Origin of the sequence: Pseudarthrobacter sp. SSS035 (assembly GCF_023273875.1) — a bacterium.
Classification (GTDB): Bacteria; Actinomycetota; Actinomycetes; order Actinomycetales; family Micrococcaceae; genus Arthrobacter.
In genome coordinates, this window is the sequence record NZ_CP096882.1 from 1,507,332 (window position 1) to 1,528,007 (window position 20,676).

Consider the following 20,676-nt stretch of genomic DNA (forward strand, 5'->3'; position numbering starts at 1 on the left):
TGGATGTCTCACTAGGGGGTTGTGGGAAGGATGAATACCCGACTCGGCAGCCGCGTTTTCCCGCTCCAAGGGGTCCGGGAAGTAAGCGGGGCCGGCGACGAGGAGGTCTTAGAGACCAAGGCCTCTCCCCCAGCCGTCGCCGGCCCTTTGTCCTCCACGCGTCACATTCATCCAACGGTTCCAATCAGTTCCTGGTGTCCCGGCGGGAGGCGGACGTGAAGTATTCCCGATCCGAGGCTTCCCCGGCACACGCGTCGGCGGGCAGGAGGCCAGCGCCCGCTCATCCGGCCCAACACACCACCCAGCATGCAGCCCCGCATCCGGGGCCGGCGGCAATCCCGGACCGCAGGCCCATCCCGGCACCGGGCGATCGTCCTGGCGCGGAAGCGGCAGCGAAGGCGTTCACCATCGGGATGGTCGGCACCGACGGGCTTATCCCCGATTTGGTCACCGGCTCGAAGGACCTGTCTGACTCCCTGGAGATCCTGGCCCACCTGGGAGCGGCCACGCTGAGCCGGCTCGCCGGCATTCCCATCGAATGCGCCCTGGTCCTGAGCCGGGCCAAACGCTCCAGAGCCACCGCTGGAACCGGCACGCGGACCACGACGTTGGCCCGGCTGGAAAAGGAGGTCGGCGAAGGCCCCCTGACCGAAGCCCTCACCGGCACGGGGATCGCGGCCATGAACCACGTGGCCTCCGACTTCCGCTGGGGACGCTACAGGCCGCACCTGCAGGACGCCGGATTCGACAGCGTCCTGGGCATGCGGCTTTCCCTGGATGAGGGCACCGAGGCCGCCCTCGCCTTCTTCTCAGCCAGCCCCCAGGCGTTCCCGCTGCACGTCATCGCCGAGGCCCGCAGTTTCACTGACCTCGCGTCCCGCGGCCTCAGGCTGGCCCTTGAGTTGGAGTCGGCCAGCACCAGGGCGTCGGACCTGCAGTCAGCCTTGGAAAGCCGGACGTCCATCGACATTGCCTGCGGCGTCATCATGGCGCAGAACAGGTGCTCCTACAACGACGCAATTGCCATCATCGCCAAGGCATCCAGCCACCGGAACATCAAGCTCCGCAAGGTGGCTGAGGGCATCCTGGCGAACCTGCCAGGCGGAGCACCGGACACGCATTTCGAGCATTAGGCTGCCGCGGCTCAGGCTACCGCCGGCACCGCCAATGCCCGTGCTGGGCGTACACGAAAGAAGACCAGAGACGAAGTGTCTCTGGTCTTCCGCGTGGGTGGGCCCTGTGGGGATCGAACCCACGACCCACGGATTAAAAGTCCGATGCTCTACCAACTGAGCTAAAGGCCCCAGCCGACGGTCAAACAACCGATCAGCCCAGTCCATTTCTGGACGTAAAATACTTTACCCCACACACGGGGCGGCTTTGGCACGCAGGTTGTCCGCCGCCGTCGTATGTTCCGAATTCCACACAGCGTCACCGGCGCTGGCAAGGTCCGTACCGGCTGCAAACAGTACTCGATTTCCCGCGCGGCACAGGAGTAGCGTGGGGGGCATGAGCGAACAAGCAGGACCCAGTCATTACGGCGGAGCCAACCGGCATCACAAGCCCAAGCCGTTCGCCCCCATCGACTTTGAGCCGTTCGCAGGCGGCCCCGATCCTGCGCGCGTCTCCGAGGCCGCCCACCTCGCCGCCCAGGCACTGGTGCGCCACGGACGCGACAGCGACGATCCCGTCATCACCGAACGCCTGGTCAAGCTGACCGACGAGCAGGGCCTGGAGGCCATCGCGGAGATGTGGGCGGAAAGCCCGGCACGTTCGCTGCCCGGCGCCCTCTGGCGGCTGTACGCCCTGCGCGCCGCCACCGTCCAGGACCCCGAACGGATCTCCGTGTACTTCCGGGCAGGCAAGGACACCGCGCAGGTTTCCAACGTGGTGGCCGGCGCCGCTGAACCGCCGGGAGCCGAGGAAATGCGGACCATGGCTGACGCCATTCTCTCCGGAGCGTTCGACGGCGAGTTCGACGTCGCGCTGGAACGTTCCGCCGCGTTCTGCCGCGTGGTGGCGCTCGGCCAGGCAACGATCGCCGACGGTGCCGAGCACGGCAACGAGGCCCACGCAAGCAAGCTCACGCGCAACTCGCACCAGCTCGTGAAGACGGCCGAGGACCTTGAACATGCGGCAAACGCCTGGCGGCTGGGCGAGCTCGACTGAACCACCGGCGCCGATCTGTCAATGTTGACTTGGGCCAAGCAACGTAGAACACTGAAACTGGTGTCGAGCCGCGAAACCCCCGGGCTTCAACAATTAGCCGCCTAGAGCGGCCTACCGCCGAGAGGCGTATCCGGTTCGGCACCATTTTTTGCGCCTGTTTACAGGCCGCGGGCACTGGGCCGGTAGAATCAACATCAGCTGCTGGCCTGCGTCAAGTCACAAGTGGGCGGCCCCCGACCCCTGTACATCCCCGGAGACCGGTATCCCAACGTGAAGCTGCGCCTTTTTCCCCAGGAGCCCGCAGGGCTGACCCTGCTGTCCCAGATGGCCCAGCAAATTGTGCATGCCAGCGCCACCATGGCAGAGATCCTTGGCGTACCTGCCACGGAGCACGCCAACCTCGTGGACGACATGCACAACCACGAGGCCAGGTCCGCCGAACTGCACTTTGCCTTGCTCACGCACATGCGCACGAGCTTTGTGAACCCGCTCCCCCGCGAAGACATGTACGCGCTGTCCCGCTACCTCAACGAGGCCCTCGAGAAGCTGGACGGCGCCGCCGAACTTGTTTTCCTGTACCAGCTGGACCGCCTGCCGCGGCGGGCGGCCGACCAGCTCGAGATCATCAGCCGGCAGGCCGAGCTCACCGTGGACGCCATGCGCCGGCTCGACAACCTCGACGACCTCGAGGATTACTGGATCGAGATCCTCAGGCTCGCCAAACGCGCGGAACGGACCCACCGGGCCTGGGTGGCGGACATGATCCGGGACATGAAGTGGTCGCAGTATTCCCGTAACCGCGACGTCGCCAACCAGCTGGTGGAAGTCACCAAGGACATGCGCCGCATCGCTACCCAGGTAGGCAGCATCATCGTCAAGGAATCCTGACGTGACGGCAGTGATTTTCGGCGTTGTGGTCCTGCTGACCGCAGTGTTTGCCTTCCTCAACGGCTTCAGGGACGCCTCCACCTCCGTGGCGTTGGCTGTCCGCACCAGGGCGCTCACACCCAGCGTTGCCGTGCTGCTGGCTGCCTTCTTCAACTTCGTGGGCGCCATGATCAGCGCCACCGCAGTGGTTGCTGTCAGCCACACGTGGATCCACCTGCCCGACGGCGAAAGCGGCCTCAGCATCCTGGTTTCATCCCTGGCCAGTGCCTCTGCGTGGGGCCTGCTCATGTGGTGGCGGGGCATCCCGGCTTCCTCGACGCACGCCCTGGTGGGCGGGCTCGCTGGGGCGGGGCTCGCCAGCTTGGCCGTGGGCGGGGCCGGAGTGGGCGGCGTTAACCATTCCCTGCTGGTCCAGGTCATCCTGCCGCTGGTGCTCTCGCCCGCCGTCGCTTACATTGGCGCGTACCTGCTGGTATTCCCAACGACCTGGGCAGCGCGCTACGCCCAGCCCAGCGTCATCAACCAGCGCTTCCGCCGCAGCCAGGCCATCGCGGCAGGGGCCGTGGCGTTCGGCCACGGCATGCAGGACGGCCAGCGTGTGGGCGCCGTGCTGCTCTTGGCCCTGGTCGCGGCCGGATACGCGGACGGCGAGAGTATCCCCCTGTGGGTGGCCCTGGTATCCGCCCTGATGATCACGGCCGGAACACTCTTTGGCGGCTGGCGGATCTCCCACACCATCGGCTACAAGATCACCAGGGTGGACCCGTTGCGGGGCTCCGTGGCCCAGACTTTCAGCGGCGTGATGCTGTTTCTCGGGGCGATCGCGTTGCAGTGGCCCCTCTCCACCACCCACACTGTCACCGCGGCCGTGCTGGGTGCCGGCGAGAACCAGCATTTCTCAGTCACCAACCGGAAACTGGTCATGCAGATCCTGGCGCTGTGGGTCCTGACGCCCGCGGCAGCCGCGGCTGGGGCCTTCGTGCTGGCCCTGGCGATGTCACCTTTGGCGGGCTGAGCCCAAACCTTAAACGCCGCATCGACGGCTCCGAAGCGCCCTTCTGAGCTGTCAAAAGGGCGCTCACGGAGCAATCGATGCGTATTTGTGGCTGGGGCTTATCCGAAGCGGCCGGAGACGTAGTCCTCGGTGGCCTTCACGTTGGGGTTGTTGAAGATGGTCTGGGTGTTCCCGTATTCGATCAACTTGCCCGGCTTGCCGGTACCGGCGATGTTGAAGAACGCCGTCTTTTCCGAAACGCGGGCGGCCTGCTGCATGTTGTGGGTCACGATCACCACGGTGTACTGGTCCTTGAGGTCGTTGATAAGGTCCTCGATGGCCAGCGTGGAGATCGGGTCCAGCGCGGAGCACGGCTCGTCCATGAGGATCACCTGCGGTTCCACCGCAATGGCACGGGCGATGCAGAGGCGCTGCTGCTGGCCGCCGGACAGGCCGGATCCGGGCTTCTCCAGGCGGTCCTTGACCTCGTTCCAGAGGTTGGCGCTCTGCAGGGACCTCTCTACGAGGACGTCGGCCTCGCCCTTGGAGATCTTCTTGTTGTTCAGCTTGACGCCGGCCAGCACGTTGTCGCGGATGGACATCGTGGGGAACGGGTTGGGCCGCTGGAAGACCATGCCGATCTGCGAACGCACCGTCACGGGGTCCACGCCGGGGCCGTAGAGGTTGTCGCCGTCCATCAGGACTTCGCCTTCGACGCGGGCGCCGGGCAGAACCTCGTGCATGCGGTTCAGGGTGCGCAGGAACGTGGACTTGCCACAGCCTGAGGGACCGATGAAGGCCGTTACGGACTTGGCCTCGATGTTGATGCTGACATCCTCCACGGCCAGAAAATCGCCGTAGTACACGTTCAGGTCTTTGACGTCGATGCGCTTAGACATGGTGTTCCTTCACTTGCTGGGGTACGGATTGAAGTCTAGGGTTTGGCCGCGAGGACCGGAATGGCCTGCTGAAAAAATTTCACCGGCCGGTCTTGGGCGCAAAGGTCCTGGCGATCAGCCGGGCGCCAAGGTTCAGCACCATTACCAGGATGATCAGCACCAGGGCAGCGCCCCAGGCCCGCTGCGAGGATGGGTCCGGGTTCGCCGGCGAGGTGGGGTTCAGGATCTGGGTGTAGATGAACGTGGGTAGCGAGGCCATCCAGCCGCCGAACACGTTGTTGTTGATGCTGGTGGCAAACCCGGCGGTGACCAGGATGGGCGCCGTCTCACCGATAACGCGGGCGATCGCCAAGGTGACGCCGGACGCGATGCCGGAGATCGCCGTCGGGATAACCACCTTGAGGATGGTGCGCCACTTACGCACACCCAACGCGTAGGCCGCTTCGCGCAGTTCGTTGGGGACGATCTTGAGCATTTCCTCGCTGGAACGCACCACTACGGGAATCATCAGGACCGAAAGCGCGACGGCGGCGACGGCACCGGTTTTGGTGCCGGGCCCCACCACCGCGAAGAAGAACGCTGCGGCGAACAGGCCGGCCACGATGGACGGGATGCCGGTCATAACGTCCACAAAGAACGTGATGGCGCGGGCCAAACGGCCGTCATTGCCGTACTCCACCAGGTAAATGGCGCTCAGCAGTCCGACGGGCACGGAGATCACGGTGGCTACCAGCGTGATCTGGATGGTGCCCATCAGGGCGTGGTAGATGCCACCGATAACGGGGGCGCCCTCTTCGACGGCCCTATTGTCGTAGACGCCCGTGACGCCGTTCATGGAGCTGGTGAGGAAGCCCGGGGCGATGAGGCCGGGAACTCCGTTGACCAGTACCGTCCAGATCACGGAGATCAGTGGGAGCAGCGCGACCAGGAACGAGCCCACCACCAGGCAGGTGGCCAGCTTGTCCTTGGCTTTGCGGGAGCCTTCCACCGCGGCGCTCCAGCCCACCAGGCCGGCAGTGAAGAGGATGGCCGAGACGATGCCCCAGCCAAAGGCGTTGAACCCGATCAGTGCCAGGATTGCCGCGCCCACGATGAGCGCGAGTCCCAGGACAACGTACGGCGCGTACTTGGGTAGCTGGCCTTTGGTGAGGGCTGAACGCTTACTGCGCACGGGGGTAAGAGTGGAGGACATTTAGTTGGCTCCCGAGAATTCTTTGTGCCGGGTGATGATCCAGCGGGCGATCATGTTGACTCCCAGGGTGATCACAAACAGGACCAGGCCGGCAGCGATCAGCGTGCTGACTTTGAGGCCACTGGCTTCGGGAAAGTTCAGGGCGATCTCCGCGGCGATGGTCTGGTTGCCGGACGTGATCAGGCTGGCTGTCAGGGCACCGGAGGAGAGGACCAGGGCAACTGCCATGGTCTCGCCCAGCGCACGGCCCAGGCCCAGCATGACGGCGCTGATGATGCCCGGACGGGCGAACGGCAGGACCGACATTTTGATCATTTCCCAGCGCGTGGCGCCGAGGGCCAGGGCGGCTTCCTCATGGAGCTTGGGCGTCTGCAGGAAGATTTCGCGGCTCAGGGACGTGATGATCGGCAGGACCATCACCGAGAGCACAATGCCGGCGGTCAGGATGGTTTTGCCGGTGGCAGAGGCGGGACCTTGGAAGATGGGCAGCCAGCCCATGTTCTCGGCCAGCCAGTTGTAGGCGGGGGAGATTTCCTTGGCAAGGAACGCCGCGCCCCAGGCACCGTAAATCACCGACGGGATGGCGGCCAGGAGGTCCACCACGTAGCCAAGGCCGGACGCGAGTCCGCGCGGGGCGAAGTGGGAGATGAACAGGGCCACGCCAATGGCGATGGGTGTTGCGATCACCAGTGCGATGACGGCTGCGATGAGGGTGCCGATAACGATCGGCCAGATGTAGGCGAAGAAGCCTTCGCCGCCCTGGATCTCGGCGGCCGGGGCGGTGAGCGCCGGAATGGCCTGGACAACAAGGAAGAGTGCCACACCGAACAAGACGGCGAGGATGAGGCACCCGGCGGTTAGGGCGGCGCCGGAAAAGATCTTATCCCCGGCGCGGCCTGCGCCCTGGGAACTACTCAGGGGGGTGGCGGTCATTCCAGACCCTTCGGTTGTGGGCGGTGCCTAAATCGAGCTTACAAGCCAAAGTTCCCCGCCCCGCCTTTCGGCGTGGCGGGGAACTTGGTTCAGGGACAGGTACTAGGACTTGACCTTGATGGATTCGATGGCCTTGACGGCCTTCTCGGCGAGGGCCGAGGAGAGCGGCGCGGACTTCGCGGAATCAGCCGCCGTCTTCTGGCCGGCGTCCGAAACTACGTAGCTTTCGAAGGCCTTGACGAGGTCAACGGTTTCCTGCTTGTCGTAGGTGGTGCAGACAACGTGGTAGGAAACCAGGACGACCGGGTAGGCACCTGCCGCGGTGGTCTTGCGGTCCAGCTTGATGGCGACGTCGGTGGCGGAGCGGCCATCTACGGCCTTGCCGGCTTCAACAGCCTTGGCAGCGGCGTCGGCGGAGATCTTGACGAACTCCTCGCCCACCTTGATGGAGGCGGTGCCCAGCTTGCCGCCCACAGCGGAGTCATCCGCGTAGGTCACGGCGCCCGGGGTGTCGGTGACGGTCTTGACAACACCGGAGGTGCCCTTGGCGTTTTCGCCCTGCAGGGTTGCGGGCCAGATGCCGGCAGCCTTGTCGGTCCAAACATCCGCAGCAGCAGCCGCGAGGTACTCGGTGAAGTTGGTGGTGGTACCGGAATCGTCAGAGCGGTTCACCGGCGTGACCTTCAGGTCCGGGAGGCTGACGCCCGAGTTCAGGGCGGCGATGGCGGGGTCGTTCCAGTTGGTGATCTCGCCGCGGAAGATCTCGGCCACGGTGGTAGCGTCAAGCTTCAGCTCGGTGATGCCGGGGACGTTGAAGGCCACAGCGATCGGGGAGATGTAGACGGGGATGTTGATGGCGCCTTCCGGGCCACACATGGCCTTGGAGCTGGCCAGCTCTTCATCCTTGAGGTACGCATCGGAGCCGGCGAACTGGGCCGAGCCGTCGATGATTGCCTTGCGGCCTGCGCCGGAACCGTCCGGGGAGTACTGCACGGTGGCGCCGGGGTTGGCAGCGGCGAAGCCGGCCTTCCAGGCGTCCATGGCTGCACCGGTGGAGGATGCTCCGATCCCGGTCAGCGTGCCGGTGACCTTGGGGCCGGCAGAAGTCTGGTTGCCTGCAGGCGTGTTGCCCGTGGCGTTATCTGAACCGCAGGCGGTGAGCGCGAGTGCGCCGGCTGCGATTACAGCGATAGCCGCGTGGCGGCCGAATCGGAGTGCCTTCACTAGATGTACCCCTTCCAGGGATATTCAGCGGCGGCAGGACCGGAGACGCCCTGCAGCGCGATGCGTACGTTTTGTACCTTCAACGAATCTATGGGCCGCAGGTAACGGGATGGGCGGCCGCAGATGAACAGGAGATTAACGACGGCGGCATATTGGCTTACAACTGCAGCGCCACTATTGCGCACGTCACACTTTCGGACTTAGGTGCCCGGGCGGGAAATAGACTGGAGGGCATGGCCGCAGCAGCAGGACTCTCAGCAAGCAGGCGTTTCCTGCGCGGACGCATCCGGACCGGCCTCGTCCGGAGCCGGAACTCCTTGGTCCCCGCCATCCAGATGACCGCGTGCGCGGTGGGGGCTTACGCCTTCGCCGAGTACGTCCTGGGGCACTCCGGACCCCTTTTTGCGGCCACATCGTCACTGATCGCCTTGGGCTTCTCGCGTGACCCGCGGCTGCGCCGGGTGATGGAGGTGGGCCTCGGCTGCACCATCGGGATCGCCGTCGGCGATCTGCTGCTGCACTGGCTGGGCAGCGGAATCTGGCAGGCCGCCGTCGTACTTCTGTTCTCCATCTTGCTGGCCCGTTTCCTGGACAGCGGCAACATCTTCACCACGCAGCTGGGGCTGCAATCCTTGCTCGTGGTGCTGCTGCCGGCGCCGGACGGCGGGCCTTTCACGCGCAGCCTGGACGCCGTGGTGGGTGGCCTTTTCGCCCTCCTGGTGACCATCCTGATTCCGAAGGATCCACGCCGGGAGCCCCGCAAGGATGTCCGCAAACTGCTCCACGAACTGGCCGAAGTGCTGCGGGAATGCGCCGCCGCGCTGACCGAAAGCGACTCCACGAAGGCCTGGCATGCGCTGATCCGCGGCCGGAACTGCCAGCCGCTCGTGGACGCGATGCGCCATTCCCTGCGCGCTTCCGGTGAAGTGGCCACCCTCGCGCCGGCCCACCGCCGGCACCGCGACGAGCTGGACCGGCTTGAGAATTCCCTTGACTTCATCGACCTTGCGCTCAGGAACAGCCGCGTCTTCGCACGCCGGCTCACCAGCGCCATCAACCACGCCGCGCTTTCAGACAACGCCACCGCGAACATTGCCGACGTGCTCCAGGAAACCGCGGCCGCGATAGATGAACTGTCGCTCGGCCTGGCGGAAACGCACGACGGCGTGCGCCGCGCCCATCTTCGGACGGCCCGGCAGGACTTCAGCGAGATCGCGCTGCGGCTGCACCCCAAATTGCTGGAGGTCGAGCGGCTTGAGGGTGAGACTGTGGTGATGCTGTTCCGGCCGCTCATGGTGGACCTCCTGGAGTCCACCGGCATGGATGCGCGCGAGGCCCGGGACGTGCTGCCGGGGTTGTAGCGCTGTCACCCGGATCACCCTTGGTGCATGCTGCCCTCTCGGGCCAATACTGTCGGTGCCCGCCAGTAGGGTGGAACCCATGGCAACAAAGACTTCCCGGGCGTCCAAGACGCCGGCTTATAAGTGCGCCGAATGCGGCTGGACCACGGTCAAGTGGGTTGGGCGCTGCGGCGAGTGCCAGGCGTGGGGCACGGTTGAGGAAACCGGCGCCGCCGTAGCGCGTACGACGGCGGCAACCACAGTTCTGGAGCCAGCCCGCCGGATTGCCGAGGTGGATGCCACCACGGCGGCTTTCCTGCCCACCGGAGTGGACGAGCTGGACCGCGTGCTGGGCGGCGGCCTGGTCCCGGGCGCGGTCATCCTGCTGGCCGGGGAGCCTGGCGTGGGCAAGTCCACGCTGCTGCTGGACGTCGCGGCGAAGTTTGCCCGCACCGCCCAGGACGTTCTGTATGTCACAGGCGAGGAATCCGCCGCGCAGGTGAAGCTTCGCGCCGAACGGATCGACGCCGTCGCCGATTCCCTGTACCTGTCCGCCGAAACGGACCTGGGGCAGGCACTGGGGCAGGTGGAGAAGATCGAGCCGCGGCTGCTGATTGTGGACTCGGTCCAGACCCTCAGCAGCGCAGACGTGGACGGCAGCGCCGGCGGCGTCTCGCAGGTGCGTGAGGTTGCGGCGTCCATCATCGCGGCGGCCAAGCGCCGGAACATGACCACTTTGCTGGTGGGGCACGTGACGAAGGACGGGTCCATCGCAGGCCCAAGGCTGCTCGAACACCTGGTGGATGTGGTGTGCCAGTTCGAAGGCGAACGTCACTCCCGGCTCCGGATGCTGCGTGCGGTAAAGAACCGGTACGGGCCCACGGACGACGTCGGCTGTTTTGACCTGAATGAGAACGGCATCGAAGGGCTGACGGACCCCAGTGGGCTGTTCGTCAGCCGCACCAAGGAACCCGTTTCAGGCACCTGCATCACGGTGACCATGGAAGGGCGGCGGCCGCTGCTGGCCGAGGTGCAGTCGCTGCTTGCCGAGAGTGCCAACTCGCAGCCCCGCCGGGCCACCAGCGGCCTGGACAGTTCACGGGTGTCCATGCTCCTGGCGGTGCTGCAGCAGCGTGCCGGCTGCCTGCTGCACAAGGACGATTCCTACGTGGCAACCGTGGGCGGTGTGAAGCTCAGTGAACCGGCCACTGACCTCGCTGTTGCCCTTGCCGTCGCGTCCGCGAAGGCCCGCAAACCGCTGCCCATCCGGCTGATCGCTTTTGGCGAAGTAGGCCTGGCCGGCGAGGTCCGGCCCGTGCCCGGCATAAACCAGCGCATCCAGGAAGCACACCGTCTGGGCTTCACCCACGCCGTGGTCCCGGCCAGCCACAACGGACCCGGACCCGTGCCACCAGGCTTCTCAGTGCGCGAAGTGGAGCACCTTACGGAGGCGTTGAGCCTGCTGATCGGGTAGGGCGCAGGTGCAGGAGGCAACTGTTTACCTGAGCGCCATTCAAGGTACGGCAGTCTCGTAATTCCGATTCAGATACCGGTGGTTTCGTAATTCCGTCACCCCCAACACTGACGGAAGGCACCACAATGCACGCTCGTGCAGGAATCATCGCCGCATCATTGATCGGCCTGCTCGCCATCTCAGGCTGCGCCGGAGGAGCCAGCGCGTCGCCGGACTCCCCCTCAACCGAACTCGTCTTCGCCACCCCGCCCGGTACTGACGATCCTGAAGAGCAGGCCATCATGGGCGACCTCTCCGCCATGGTCGGCCAGGCCACCGGACGGACCGTGGAGAACCTCCAGCCCGCCGACTACTTGGGCGTGGTGGAGGCCGTCCGCAACGGCTCCGTGGACGTCGCCGTCCTCAGCCAGTTCTCCGCCGCCCTCGCTTACAAGACGGACAGTGTGGACCCGCTCCTGGTCTGGGGCGCCAGCACCGAGCCAGCCAGCTTCTGCCTGACCAGGACTGACAGTGGCGTCAACACGCTGGACGACGTCAAGGGCCGCCAGGTCGCCTTCGTTGACCCCGGTTCAACGACCGGTTATTTCATGCCGAAATCGCTGCTGGCCAAGTCCGGCCTCGTCGATGGCACGGACTACAAGAGCACCTTCGCCGGCAACCACGACGCCGCGGTGATGGCCATGGTCAACGGCAGCGTGGACGTGGCCTGCACGGCCCGCCAGCTGTACCCAACCTTCGTGGAGAAGGGCGTGTTCACCGAGCAGGACGTCAGAGTCATCGCAAAGTCCGATCCCATCCCCGTGGGTATCTCCATCGTGGTCCGCAAGGGCCTGGACGAGGCCGCCCGCACCAGCCTCAAGGACAAGCTCCCCGCCGTGATGGCAGCCAACGAAAAGCTCGCCAAGACCTTCGGCCTCAAGGGAGAACCCACCAAGGACCCCGAATTCAGCACCTACGCTCCCCTGGTGGATGTGGCCCAGTCCGTCGGGGTGGACCTCGAGGACCTCCGATGAGCAGCCCCACGGTAGAAAGGCCGGAACTGTCACCGGCAGCACTCGACCCGTCGGCGACGCCCACCGTGCACGCGCGAAAGCTGCGCGTCCAGTACGGCGAGCAGGTGGCACTAAGCAGCGTCGACCTTGACGTCCACCAGGGCGAAGTCGTCGCGCTGCTGGGCCACTCGGGATCCGGCAAGTCGACCCTCATGAAGACCCTCACCGGCATCGCCCCGTTCACCGCGGACGCACTCACTGTTGCTGGCCGCGAAGTCGGCACACAAACGGGGACTGGCCTGCGGGAGCTGCGTTCCGACGTCGGGTACGTATTCCAGCATTTCAACCTGGTCCCCCGGCTCAGCGCCCTGACCAACGTCCTGACCGGAGGTCTGCACACCGCCGGACCGCTGAACGTGCTCGGCACCTTCAGTAGCGCCCAGCGCACAAAGGCGCTTGACCTCCTGGACCGCGTCGGGCTGGCCCACAAGGCGAAACAGTCCTGCCGAAGCCTCAGCGGCGGCGAGCAGCAGCGTGTGGCCATCGCCCGGGCCCTCATGCAGGAGCCGCGGCTCATCCTCGCCGATGAACCCGTCGCGTCCCTGGACCCCCGGCTCGCTGGAAACATCCTTGGCCTTCTTCGCAACATTGCCCGCGAGGAGCACATTCCCGTCATCGTCAGCCTGCACGTCGTCGGCCTCGCCCGCCGCTATGCGGACCGCGTCATCGGCCTGCATTCCGGCGAACTCGTCTTCGCCGGCCCGGCCGCCCATCTCACCGAAAAGGAGGTGCACCAGATCTATGGCACCGACACTGAGCTCCTCGAAAACTGACACCGCAGAGCCGAAGAGGACCCCGGGAACCCGGGACAAACAGATCAACACCCACCTCCCGGAGGCGGACCGCCGCCGTCTCTCCCGCCCCTTCAGCCTCCCGACTCCCCGGGGCGCCGCACTCTGGGCAATCATCGCCGTCGTCCTCGTCTGGGCAGGCATGGGCGCGGGCATCAACCCGGACAAGCTGCTCAGCGGCATCCCGAACATGGGCGACTTCCTGGCCCGGCTCTTCCCGCCCACGTTCGACAAATTCGGCGTCATCGCCAAGCTCCTCATCGAAACGCTGCAGATGGCACTGGTTGGGACGGTGCTCGGCGCCCTCGCGTCACTGCTGCTCAGCTTCGGCGCAGCCAGCAACGTCTCCCCGCGTTGGGTGTACACAGCCTGCCGCGGTATCCTCAACGTCCTGCGCTCCATTCCCGAACTGATCTTCGCGTTGATGTTCGTTTCCGCCGTGGGCCTGGGCCCATTCGCCGGCATCCTGGCGATAGTGCTGGGCTCCGTGGGGTCAATCGGCAAGGTCTACGCCGAGGCGATGGAGTCCGTGCAGCCCGGACCGGTCGAAGCGCTCACTGCGGTGGGTGCGAACAAGCGCCAGATCATCAGCTACGCGGTCCTCCCGCAGGCCGCCCCGCTGCTCGTGAGCTACACACTCCTGCTCTTCGAAGGCAACGTCCGGGGCGCCACCATCCTGGGACTTGTGGGCGCGGGCGGCATCGGCCTGGAACTCACCACCGCCATGCGCATGTACGACTACGGCCACCTCTGCGCCATCATCATCAGCATCATCGTGTTGGTCACTATCATCGACCGCATCAGCGCCTTCATCCGCGCCAAGCTCAGTTAGGAATCCCACATGCACGAATCATCTGTTGCCACTTTGCCTGAGCCGGCCGTGGACCTTGCCCCAGTCAACCTCCGCGACCTGGGCGGCCTCCCCGTCGACGGCGGCGTCACCCGCACCGGAGTGCTTCTGCGCAGCGACGACGTCTCCGTCATGCCTGCCGCTTTCGCACAGAAAATGGTCGACGACGGCGTCCGCAGCGTTATCGACCTCCGATCACCGGAGGAGGCACTCCGGACCGGCCGCGGGCCGCTCACTGTTCCGGGGGTGAACTACCACCACCTTGCCCTGACGGCCTCTGTGTCCATGCCCGAAGACATCAGCCGCGAGCTTTTGTCGGCCTCGGCCACTCCGGAACTCGTGGGCTCCTGGTACGCGAACCTCCTCGAAACCCAGGCCCGGCAGCTCACGCTCGGAGTCACGCTGGTCGCGATGAGCGAGGGCGCCACGGTCTTCCACTGCGCGGCTGGGAAGGATCGCACAGGCGTGTTCGCCGCCGTCGTACTTTCTCTGTTGGGCGCCTCCCCGAAAACCGTCTCCGCGGATTACGCGGTGACCGCAACCCGCCTTCCGCAACTGTTTCCGAGGCTCCGGGCGATCATGGGCGGCCTGATACCCGAGGTTCCCGTCACGATGCAGACCGCGGAGCTGGGTGCGATGATGGGCGCGCACGCGGCGTCAATGGATGCGATGCAACAGGTCCTGGCCGAACGCCACGGCAGCGTGATCGAACCTCTTCGTCGCGCCGGGCTCAGTGACGCAACCATTGCCCAGCTCCGGAACAGGCTGGTGGTTGCCGGTGGTTGAGACGGCAACGGTTGAAGACACGGCCTCCGGCCGGGCACCCGGCCGGCCGCGCGATACAACGCTGGAGGCCGCTGTCCTTGCCGCCACCGTGGACCTGCTCCTGGAACGCGACACCCGGGACGTGACCATCGCCGCCATCACGGAGCGGTCCGGGGTCAGCCGGGCCGCTGTCTACCGGCGCTGGGCCAGCCGCGAAGAATTGCTGGCTGCCGCCCTGGACAGCGTCCGCTCAGGTGTTGAACTGACGCGCCGCGGCAGCAGCCTGGAGACCATCCTGTCCGCCTACGAACAGGCAGCGGTTGCGGTGGACGGCAGGGTAGGGAAGCTGGTCAAGAAGCGGGTGGCGCTGGGCCTGGAGAACGAGTCGCTCCGGGCGCTGTCCTGGGAAAGGCACGTCTCCCGGCGGCGGGCACCCATCGCCGCCGAGATCCGCCGGGGCATCGAGGCGGGCGAACTGGATCCGTCCGTGGACGTGGAGGCGATGATCGACCTGATCAACGGGCTGTACTACTACCAGTTTGTGGTCCGCGCCGACTCCGACGACGAGGAAACGAGGTCCCGGGTGCACGCCGCCGTGAAACTCGTGTGGGAGGGGGCGCTTCGCCGCCCCGTGGCTGGGGTAGGCTGACGGCACGACCTTCAGGCAGCCGGAGGTTTTCACCGCTGCGCTGGGGGCCCAGAGTGACAAACCGAACACCGACCCGCGACACCACACAGGACGAGGGACCGGCAGGCAGTCTGTTCGCCGGGAGAATCGATGCGTTCGCGGGTGGCCTCGGCGTCCGCGGCCGGGTGGTCATGAGCCAACTGCCCCTCACGGTGACGGTGCTGCTTGTTGTCTTGGCCGCCGCCGTTTTCAGCCCGTCCACGCTGGCTGAGCTTCAGTTCCGGATGGCGTTGCTGTCCCATGCCGCTGTCTTCGCCGCCTGCCTGGCCGTGCCGTGGGAGAAGCTGCCGCCGGGGGCCTTCGTCATCATTCCGGTCCTTGACTGCATTGCCATCGGCTTCACGAGGGAAACCGGCGGCCCTGCCTTCAACGTGCTGAGCCTGATGCTGGTGTTCCCGGTCATCTGGCTGTCCGTAGGCCGCCAGCGCAGCAGGGTGGTCCTGGCCGTGCTGGCAACAGTACTCGCCACAGTGGTCCCGCCCGCAGTGCTGGGCGGTGCACCTCCTGCGCAGGGGTCGATGATCCGCGTGATTTTCCTGCCCCTCGTGCTGTCCGCGGTCGCCGTCACAGCGCACCTCGTGTCCGGAACCATCCACCGGCAGCGGACCGCGCTGGTGCTGAAGGACCAGGCACTTGCGGAAACGCTCGCCGACAGCATGGACCGCCAACGGCTCCTGGACGCCGTGCTGGGCGCCGTCGGAGTGGGCGTCTGGGTGGTTGACCAGGACGGAAACAACATCCTGACCAACCGGGCCCTCCGCACCGACCCGGCCCTGGCCGGGCTCGCCGACCCGGAGGGCGGTCCCGCCCTGCTGTTGGGCGACAGGAGCACGCCTGTACCGGCGGAAATGCTCCCGGCTGCCCGCTTGGCGCGTGGAGAGGGGTTCACTGACGAGCTGATGTGGGCCGGACGCGGGAGAGACCAGCGGGCCTACTCGGTGAGCGCCCATCCCATGAAACCGAAAAACGGCGGGCACACCGGGGGCGTCATTACCTTCGTGGACGTGACGGCGCTGATAACTGCCCTGGCGGCCAAGGACAACTTCGTCGGCACCGTCTCCCACGAGCTGCGCACGCCGCTCACGTCTATCCTGGGCTACCTGGAGCTCGTGATGGATGAGCCGGGCATGGAAGGTATTGAAGCTGAACTGCAAGTGGTCCATCGCAACGCCACGCATCTCCTGGGCCTCGTCAACGATCTGATAGCAGTCGCCTCCGAGCGGGTGGACCTGAGCCTGGAAGAGGCCGATCTCGCCCGCTTGCTGACCGACGTCGTGGATTCCGCGCTTCCCAAGGCGGCCACCAGGGGCCTGGAGCTGGTGATCGAAGCCGAGCATCCGCTCCCCGCCAGGATGGACACCGCGCGGATCCGCCAGGTAGTCAACAACCTGCTGTCCAACGCGATCAAATATTCCCCCGACGGCGGCCGCATCACGGCCCGGGTGCATCGGACCGGAGCGGACCTCGTCTGCTCCATCACGGACCCGGGGATCGGCATGAGCCAGGAGGACCAGGAGCAGGCGTTCACCAAGTTCTTCCGCTCCGCGAGGTCCCGCGACACGGCCATCCCCGGAGCCGGTCTGGGCCTGCCCATCAGCAAGACCATCATCGAAGGGCACGGCGGTTCGATGAGCCTCTCCAGCGCACCGGGCGCAGGCACCACCGCCACGTTCGTCCTGCCGGCGTCGTGACCCGCTTCTTCGGCTAGTTCCCGGCCGCCTGGTCATTGGCTGGCGTGAGATACGGCAGTTTGTGGACCTTAAGGACCGACGTCGTTTCCGCAGGCCGGTTCAGTCTTTGGTGATCACCAGGGCAACGCTATGTCCGCCGAAGCCAAAAGCGTTCACCAGGCCGGCGGGGGCCGAGCCGGGCGCCAGCGTGTGGGCCTTCTCCGTCACGACGTTCAGGTTCACTTCGGGGTCCAGCGCCTCGATGTTCACCGTTCCGGGCAGCTGTCCGGTCTGCAGGGCCTGGACCACCACAACCGCCGCGAGCGCACCGGCGCCGCCCAGGAGGTGGCCGGTGTGGCCTTTAGTGGAGGTCACGGGCACGTCGGCACCGAAAATGGCGTTAATGGCCTGGGCTTCCAGCCGGTCCCCTACCGGGGTGGAGGTGGCGTGCGCATGGACGAAGCCGATCTCCGACGCCTGCATTCCGGCCGACTCCAGGGCCTTCTGCATGACGCGCCGCTGCATGGCCGGGTCCGCAGCCACGATGTCGTTGGCGTCGGAGGTTACCGCCCCGCCGGCCACTGCGCCGAGGATGGCGGCGCCGCGTGCCAGGGCGTGGGCTTCACTCTCAAGCACCACAATGCCGGCGCCTTCCGCGAGGACAAAGCCGTCGCGGCCGCCGTCGAACGGGCGCGAGGCGAGCTGGGGTTCGCCGTTGCGCGTGGAGAGTGCCCGGATCTGGGAGAAACCGGTGATCACCAGGTCGTTGACGGAAGCGTCCACGCCGCCGGCAATCACGACGTCGGCCGCTCCGGAGCGGATCATTTCGGCGCCCTGGACAATTGCTTCAGCGCCCGACGCGCAGGCGCTGACCGGTGTCCGGGCTCCGCCGCGGGCGCCGAGGTCAATGGAGACCCAGGCCGCGGGGCCGTTGACCATCAGCCGGGTGAGGGTGTGCGGCGAGACCCGGCGCGGGCCGCCGCTGGCGAGCGCACGGTCCTGTTCGAGGGTGGAGCCGAGGCCGCCGTAGGCGGAGCCGATCACCACGGCGAACCGTTCGGGGTCGACGTCGGGCGCCCCGGCCTGCTGCCAGGCTTCCCGGGCAGCCACCAGCGCCAGTTGCCCGCACCGGTCCATGCGCTTCAGCTCGCGCGTGGTGAGATGCTCCGAGAGATCCGCGGTGACCTGTCCGGCGATGCGCACGGGCAGTTGTTCCGCCCAGTCCTGATCCAGTGCGGCGATGCCGGACTGTCCCGCCAGCAGGCCGGTCCAGGTTTCCGCCACAGTGGAGCCGAGCGGGTTGATGGTGCCGGCGCCGGTGATCAGCGCACGGGGTTGGTCTGCAGGCATTGGTCGCTACTTTGCGGGGTTGTGGGTGCCGATGGGCACGAGGGTCAGATCGGGGTGGTTCTTCTCGATCCGGCGCAGGGCCCAGACGTCGTTGAACAAGGCGAGGTATTCGCCGTCGGACCTCAACAGCACCTCGGCGCCTGGCACGTTGGCCAGCGCGGGCATGGCGTCCGCGGTCGAAATCCTGGCGATGGAGTACGGCAGGCGTTCGAGCCGCATGGGGGCGCTGAAGTCATGCGCCATCCGGTCCTCCACCACCTCGAACTGCATGGGGCCGACGGCGGCAAGCACCGGCGCCTGGTCGCCGCGGACGTCGGAGCGGAGGACCTGGATGACGCCCTCGTGCTCGAGCTGCTCGATGCCGCGGCGGAACTGCTTGAACTTGCTGGGGTCCTTGGACCGGGCCACCTGGAAGTGTTCCGGGGCGAACAGCGGGATGGCCGGGTATTCCACGGCCCCTTCTAGGAAGAGGCTGTCGCCCACGCGAAGTGTTGAGGCGTTGACCAGGCCCACGACGTCGCCCGGGTAGGCCTCGTCGATGACCTCGCGTTCGCGGCCGAACACCTGCTGGGCGTACTTGGTGGCGAAGGACTTTCCGGTGCGGGTCTGGGTGACCACCATGCCGCGTTCAAAGACTCCGGAGCAGACGCGGATGAAGGCGACGTGGTCGCGGTGGGCCTTGTTCATGCCGGCCTGGACCTTGAAGACAAAGCCGGAGAAGGACGATTCAACCGGTCGCGGGCTGCCCTCAACGTCGGGCCGGGGTGCGGCGTGCGGCGCGAAGTCAACCAGGGCGTCCAGCAGTTCCTTCACGCCGAAGTTCAGGGCGGCGGAGCTGAACAGGATGGGGGTGGCGGTGCCCGCATGGAAGGCGTCGACGTCGAATTCGAGGTTGGACTCGATGACCAGGCCGGCCTCGTCCACGGCGTCGGTCCAGTTGTTGCCCTGCGTCTCCGCGGCCTCTTCGGGCGTGAAGTACTCGGTCAGCGCGATGTTGGCGCCGGAATTGTTGCGCTGGAAGCGGGCGAAGCGGTCCTGGCGGAGGTCCCAGACACCGCGGAAGTCACCGGAGATGCCCACGGCCCAGGTCAGCGGCATGGGCTGCAGGCCGGTGCGCTCCGTGAGCTCGTCCATCAGCGCCAGCGCGTCGAGGCCGGGCCGGTCCCACTTGTTGATCACGGTGATGATGGGCAGGTTGCGTGCCTTGCAGACCTCGAAGAGCTTCATGGTCTGCGTTTCCAGGCCCTTGGCGGCGTCCACGAGCATCACTGCGCAGTCGACGGCGGCCAGGACCCGGTAGGTGTCCTCGGAGAAGTCCGCGTGGCCGGGGGTGTCCAGCAGGTTGATGACGGTGTCCCGGTAGGAGAACTGCAGGGCGGCGGAGCTGATGGAGATGCCGCGGTCCTTCTCCATCTGCATCCAGTCCGAGACCGTTTCCTTGCGGTTGGCCTTGCCGCTGGAGGCGCCGGCGGTGCCGATCACCTTCGCGTGCAGGGCCAGGGCCTCGGTGAGGGTGGATTTGCCGGCGTCAGGGTGCGAAATGACAGCAAAGGTCCGACGCCGGGCCGCCTGTTTGTGAATCTCGTTGACCCGGGCGGGGCTAAGGACATCTTGGGACACGGTGCTACTTTCGCTGCGGTGGGGTTACCCCAAGGCGCTCGGCAGGCCTCAAGGGGAAGCATGGCTCTGTGACAGCCAAGTTCCAAGTTTATCGCAGTGCGGGCTGGCTCCGAAGGTGGCAGCTTGTCGCCCCCGAAACCAGCAGTTCAAGACTGCGAAACCCGTCCGGCTAGCTTGGGCGCATGAGAACACGGAACCCGTCCGTGCCACCCGCAAGTGAGCCGGTGGACGGCAGCCGCTGCGTCCAAGCGGCCGGGCGTGTATGGCGGTTTGCCGTCCCGTTGAAGGAACCCTCAGCGGAGCGCTTTTTTCGGGATTCATGAAAAACTCGGCCGTCTGCGTATAGGCTCCCATCAGCGTCGACCTCAAGGGAGCACAATGAAGCGCACTCGATTGTGGCAATACACGGTTCCCGTCCTACTTCTCGTCATGCTGTTGACATCTTGCGGAGACACGAAAACGGGCGGACCGGGAACTGCCGTACCCACGCCCAGCTCCACCAGCTCGGTTCCCTCCACTAGCTCAACCCCTGGCTCGACCAGCACCACCCCACCCCAGGAAACATGCGCGGCGTTTCTGCCGTCGACACCGTGCACCAAGTACACCAGCGTTTCCGGGACGACTAGCGGTATCGAACTCCCCTGGTTGTCCTCCGGAAGCGTTACAGCAAGGCTGACTTCCGTTAACGGAGAACTGCAGCTGAGCTTGACCACCCCATGCGGACCCCTGAGTGCCCAGGCAACAATTACGGGGAACACCCTTACCGCCAAGGACATC

Annotated in this window: 18 protein-coding genes and 1 tRNA gene; 12 read left to right on the plus strand and 7 right to left on the minus strand. The window is 66.1% G+C overall.

The genetic code is table 11. The features are described from left to right. Positions 1 to 215: 215 nt before the first annotated feature. Positions 216 to 1,133, plus strand: a complete 918-nt coding sequence (locus tag MUN23_RS06845; protein WP_248763125.1) for an ANTAR domain-containing protein — start codon at positions 216 to 218, stop codon at positions 1,131 to 1,133. A gap of 98 nt (positions 1,134 to 1,231) precedes the next feature. Here the strand turns inward: MUN23_RS06845 and MUN23_RS06850 are convergent. Then, positions 1,232 to 1,304: transfer RNA gene (locus tag MUN23_RS06850), tRNA-Lys, on the minus strand. 205 nt (positions 1,305 to 1,509) lie between these two features. Here MUN23_RS06850 and MUN23_RS06855 point away from each other — a divergent pair. From MUN23_RS06855 to MUN23_RS06865, 3 genes are all read left to right on the plus strand, one after another. Then, on the plus strand, positions 1,510 to 2,169 hold the full coding sequence (locus tag MUN23_RS06855) for a hypothetical protein (protein ID WP_058930351.1): 660 nt from the start codon (positions 1,510 to 1,512) through the stop codon (positions 2,167 to 2,169). Between the two features lie 270 nt (positions 2,170 to 2,439). Continuing rightward, a complete protein-coding gene (locus MUN23_RS06860; protein ID WP_248763126.1) occupies positions 2,440 to 3,057 on the plus strand; it encodes a DUF47 domain-containing protein in 618 nt (205 codons plus the stop codon). A 1-nt stretch (position 3,058) separates the two neighbouring features. Continuing rightward, entirely contained in the window at positions 3,059 to 4,072 is a 1,014-nt protein-coding gene (locus MUN23_RS06865; protein WP_248763127.1) for an inorganic phosphate transporter, read from the plus strand. A gap of 98 nt (positions 4,073 to 4,170) precedes the next feature. On the opposite strand, the gene pstB is transcribed toward MUN23_RS06865, so the two are convergent. The 4 genes from pstB to pstS all read right to left on the minus strand — a co-directional run bounded on the left by pstB (position 4,171) and on the right by pstS (position 8,299). Beyond that, complete coding sequence (gene pstB / locus MUN23_RS06870) at positions 4,171 to 4,950, minus strand: phosphate ABC transporter ATP-binding protein PstB (RefSeq protein ID WP_058930354.1); 780 nt, start codon at positions 4,948 to 4,950, stop codon at positions 4,171 to 4,173. Between the two features lie 79 nt (positions 4,951 to 5,029). Continuing rightward, positions 5,030 to 6,142 (minus strand): phosphate ABC transporter permease PstA, encoded by a 1,113-nt coding sequence (gene pstA, locus MUN23_RS06875; protein ID WP_248763128.1) that lies wholly within the window; start codon positions 6,140 to 6,142, stop codon positions 5,030 to 5,032. After that, positions 6,143 to 7,075: a phosphate ABC transporter permease subunit PstC gene (gene pstC / locus MUN23_RS06880; RefSeq protein ID WP_248763129.1), complete on the minus strand. Its 933-nt coding sequence runs from the start codon at positions 7,073 to 7,075 to the stop codon at positions 6,143 to 6,145. A gap of 102 nt (positions 7,076 to 7,177) precedes the next feature. Beyond that, a complete protein-coding gene (gene pstS / locus MUN23_RS06885) occupies positions 7,178 to 8,299 on the minus strand; it encodes a phosphate ABC transporter substrate-binding protein PstS (RefSeq protein WP_248763130.1) in 1,122 nt (373 codons plus the stop codon). Between the two features lie 233 nt (positions 8,300 to 8,532). Between pstS and MUN23_RS06890 the strand changes: the two genes are divergently transcribed. The 8 genes from MUN23_RS06890 to MUN23_RS06925 all read left to right on the plus strand — a co-directional run bounded on the left by MUN23_RS06890 (position 8,533) and on the right by MUN23_RS06925 (position 16,950). Next, complete coding sequence (locus tag MUN23_RS06890; RefSeq protein ID WP_248763131.1) at positions 8,533 to 9,660, plus strand: aromatic acid exporter family protein; 1,128 nt, start codon at positions 8,533 to 8,535, stop codon at positions 9,658 to 9,660. A 79-nt stretch (positions 9,661 to 9,739) separates the two neighbouring features. Next, a complete protein-coding gene (gene radA, locus MUN23_RS06895; RefSeq protein ID WP_248763132.1) occupies positions 9,740 to 11,113 on the plus strand; it encodes a DNA repair protein RadA in 1,374 nt (457 codons plus the stop codon). Between the two features lie 125 nt (positions 11,114 to 11,238). Then, entirely contained in the window at positions 11,239 to 12,126 is an 888-nt protein-coding gene (phnD, locus tag MUN23_RS06900) for a phosphate/phosphite/phosphonate ABC transporter substrate-binding protein (protein ID WP_248763133.1), read from the plus strand. Then, on the plus strand, positions 12,123 to 12,938 hold the full coding sequence (gene phnC / locus MUN23_RS06905; RefSeq protein WP_248763134.1) for a phosphonate ABC transporter ATP-binding protein: 816 nt from the start codon (positions 12,123 to 12,125) through the stop codon (positions 12,936 to 12,938). Before phnD ends, phnC begins: the two co-directional genes overlap by 4 nt. Then, positions 12,907 to 13,788 (plus strand): phosphonate ABC transporter, permease protein PhnE, encoded by an 882-nt coding sequence (gene phnE / locus MUN23_RS06910; protein ID WP_248763135.1) that lies wholly within the window; start codon positions 12,907 to 12,909, stop codon positions 13,786 to 13,788. The genes phnC and phnE overlap by 32 nt, the downstream gene beginning before the upstream one ends. Before the next feature lie 9 nt (positions 13,789 to 13,797). After that, positions 13,798 to 14,592: a tyrosine-protein phosphatase gene (locus MUN23_RS06915; RefSeq protein ID WP_248763136.1), complete on the plus strand. Its 795-nt coding sequence runs from the start codon at positions 13,798 to 13,800 to the stop codon at positions 14,590 to 14,592. After that, positions 14,585 to 15,220, plus strand: a complete 636-nt coding sequence (locus MUN23_RS06920; RefSeq protein ID WP_248763137.1) for a TetR/AcrR family transcriptional regulator — start codon at positions 14,585 to 14,587, stop codon at positions 15,218 to 15,220. The genes MUN23_RS06915 and MUN23_RS06920 overlap by 8 nt, the downstream gene beginning before the upstream one ends. Positions 15,221 to 15,273: 53 nt before the next feature. Then, the gene (locus MUN23_RS06925; RefSeq protein WP_248763138.1) at positions 15,274 to 16,950 is read left to right on the plus strand and encodes a cell wall metabolism sensor histidine kinase WalK; all 1,677 of its coding nucleotides are present in this window, start codon (positions 15,274 to 15,276) and stop codon (positions 16,948 to 16,950) included. A gap of 99 nt (positions 16,951 to 17,049) precedes the next feature. Here MUN23_RS06925 and MUN23_RS06930 read toward each other — a convergent pair whose 3' ends face one another. Beyond that, complete coding sequence (locus MUN23_RS06930) at positions 17,050 to 18,279, minus strand: beta-ketoacyl synthase (protein WP_248763139.1); 1,230 nt, start codon at positions 18,277 to 18,279, stop codon at positions 17,050 to 17,052. Positions 18,280 to 18,285: 6 nt separating this feature from the next. Beyond that, positions 18,286 to 19,899, minus strand: a complete 1,614-nt coding sequence (locus MUN23_RS06935; protein ID WP_248763140.1) for a peptide chain release factor 3 — start codon at positions 19,897 to 19,899, stop codon at positions 18,286 to 18,288. Positions 19,900 to 20,676 lie beyond the last annotated feature (777 nt).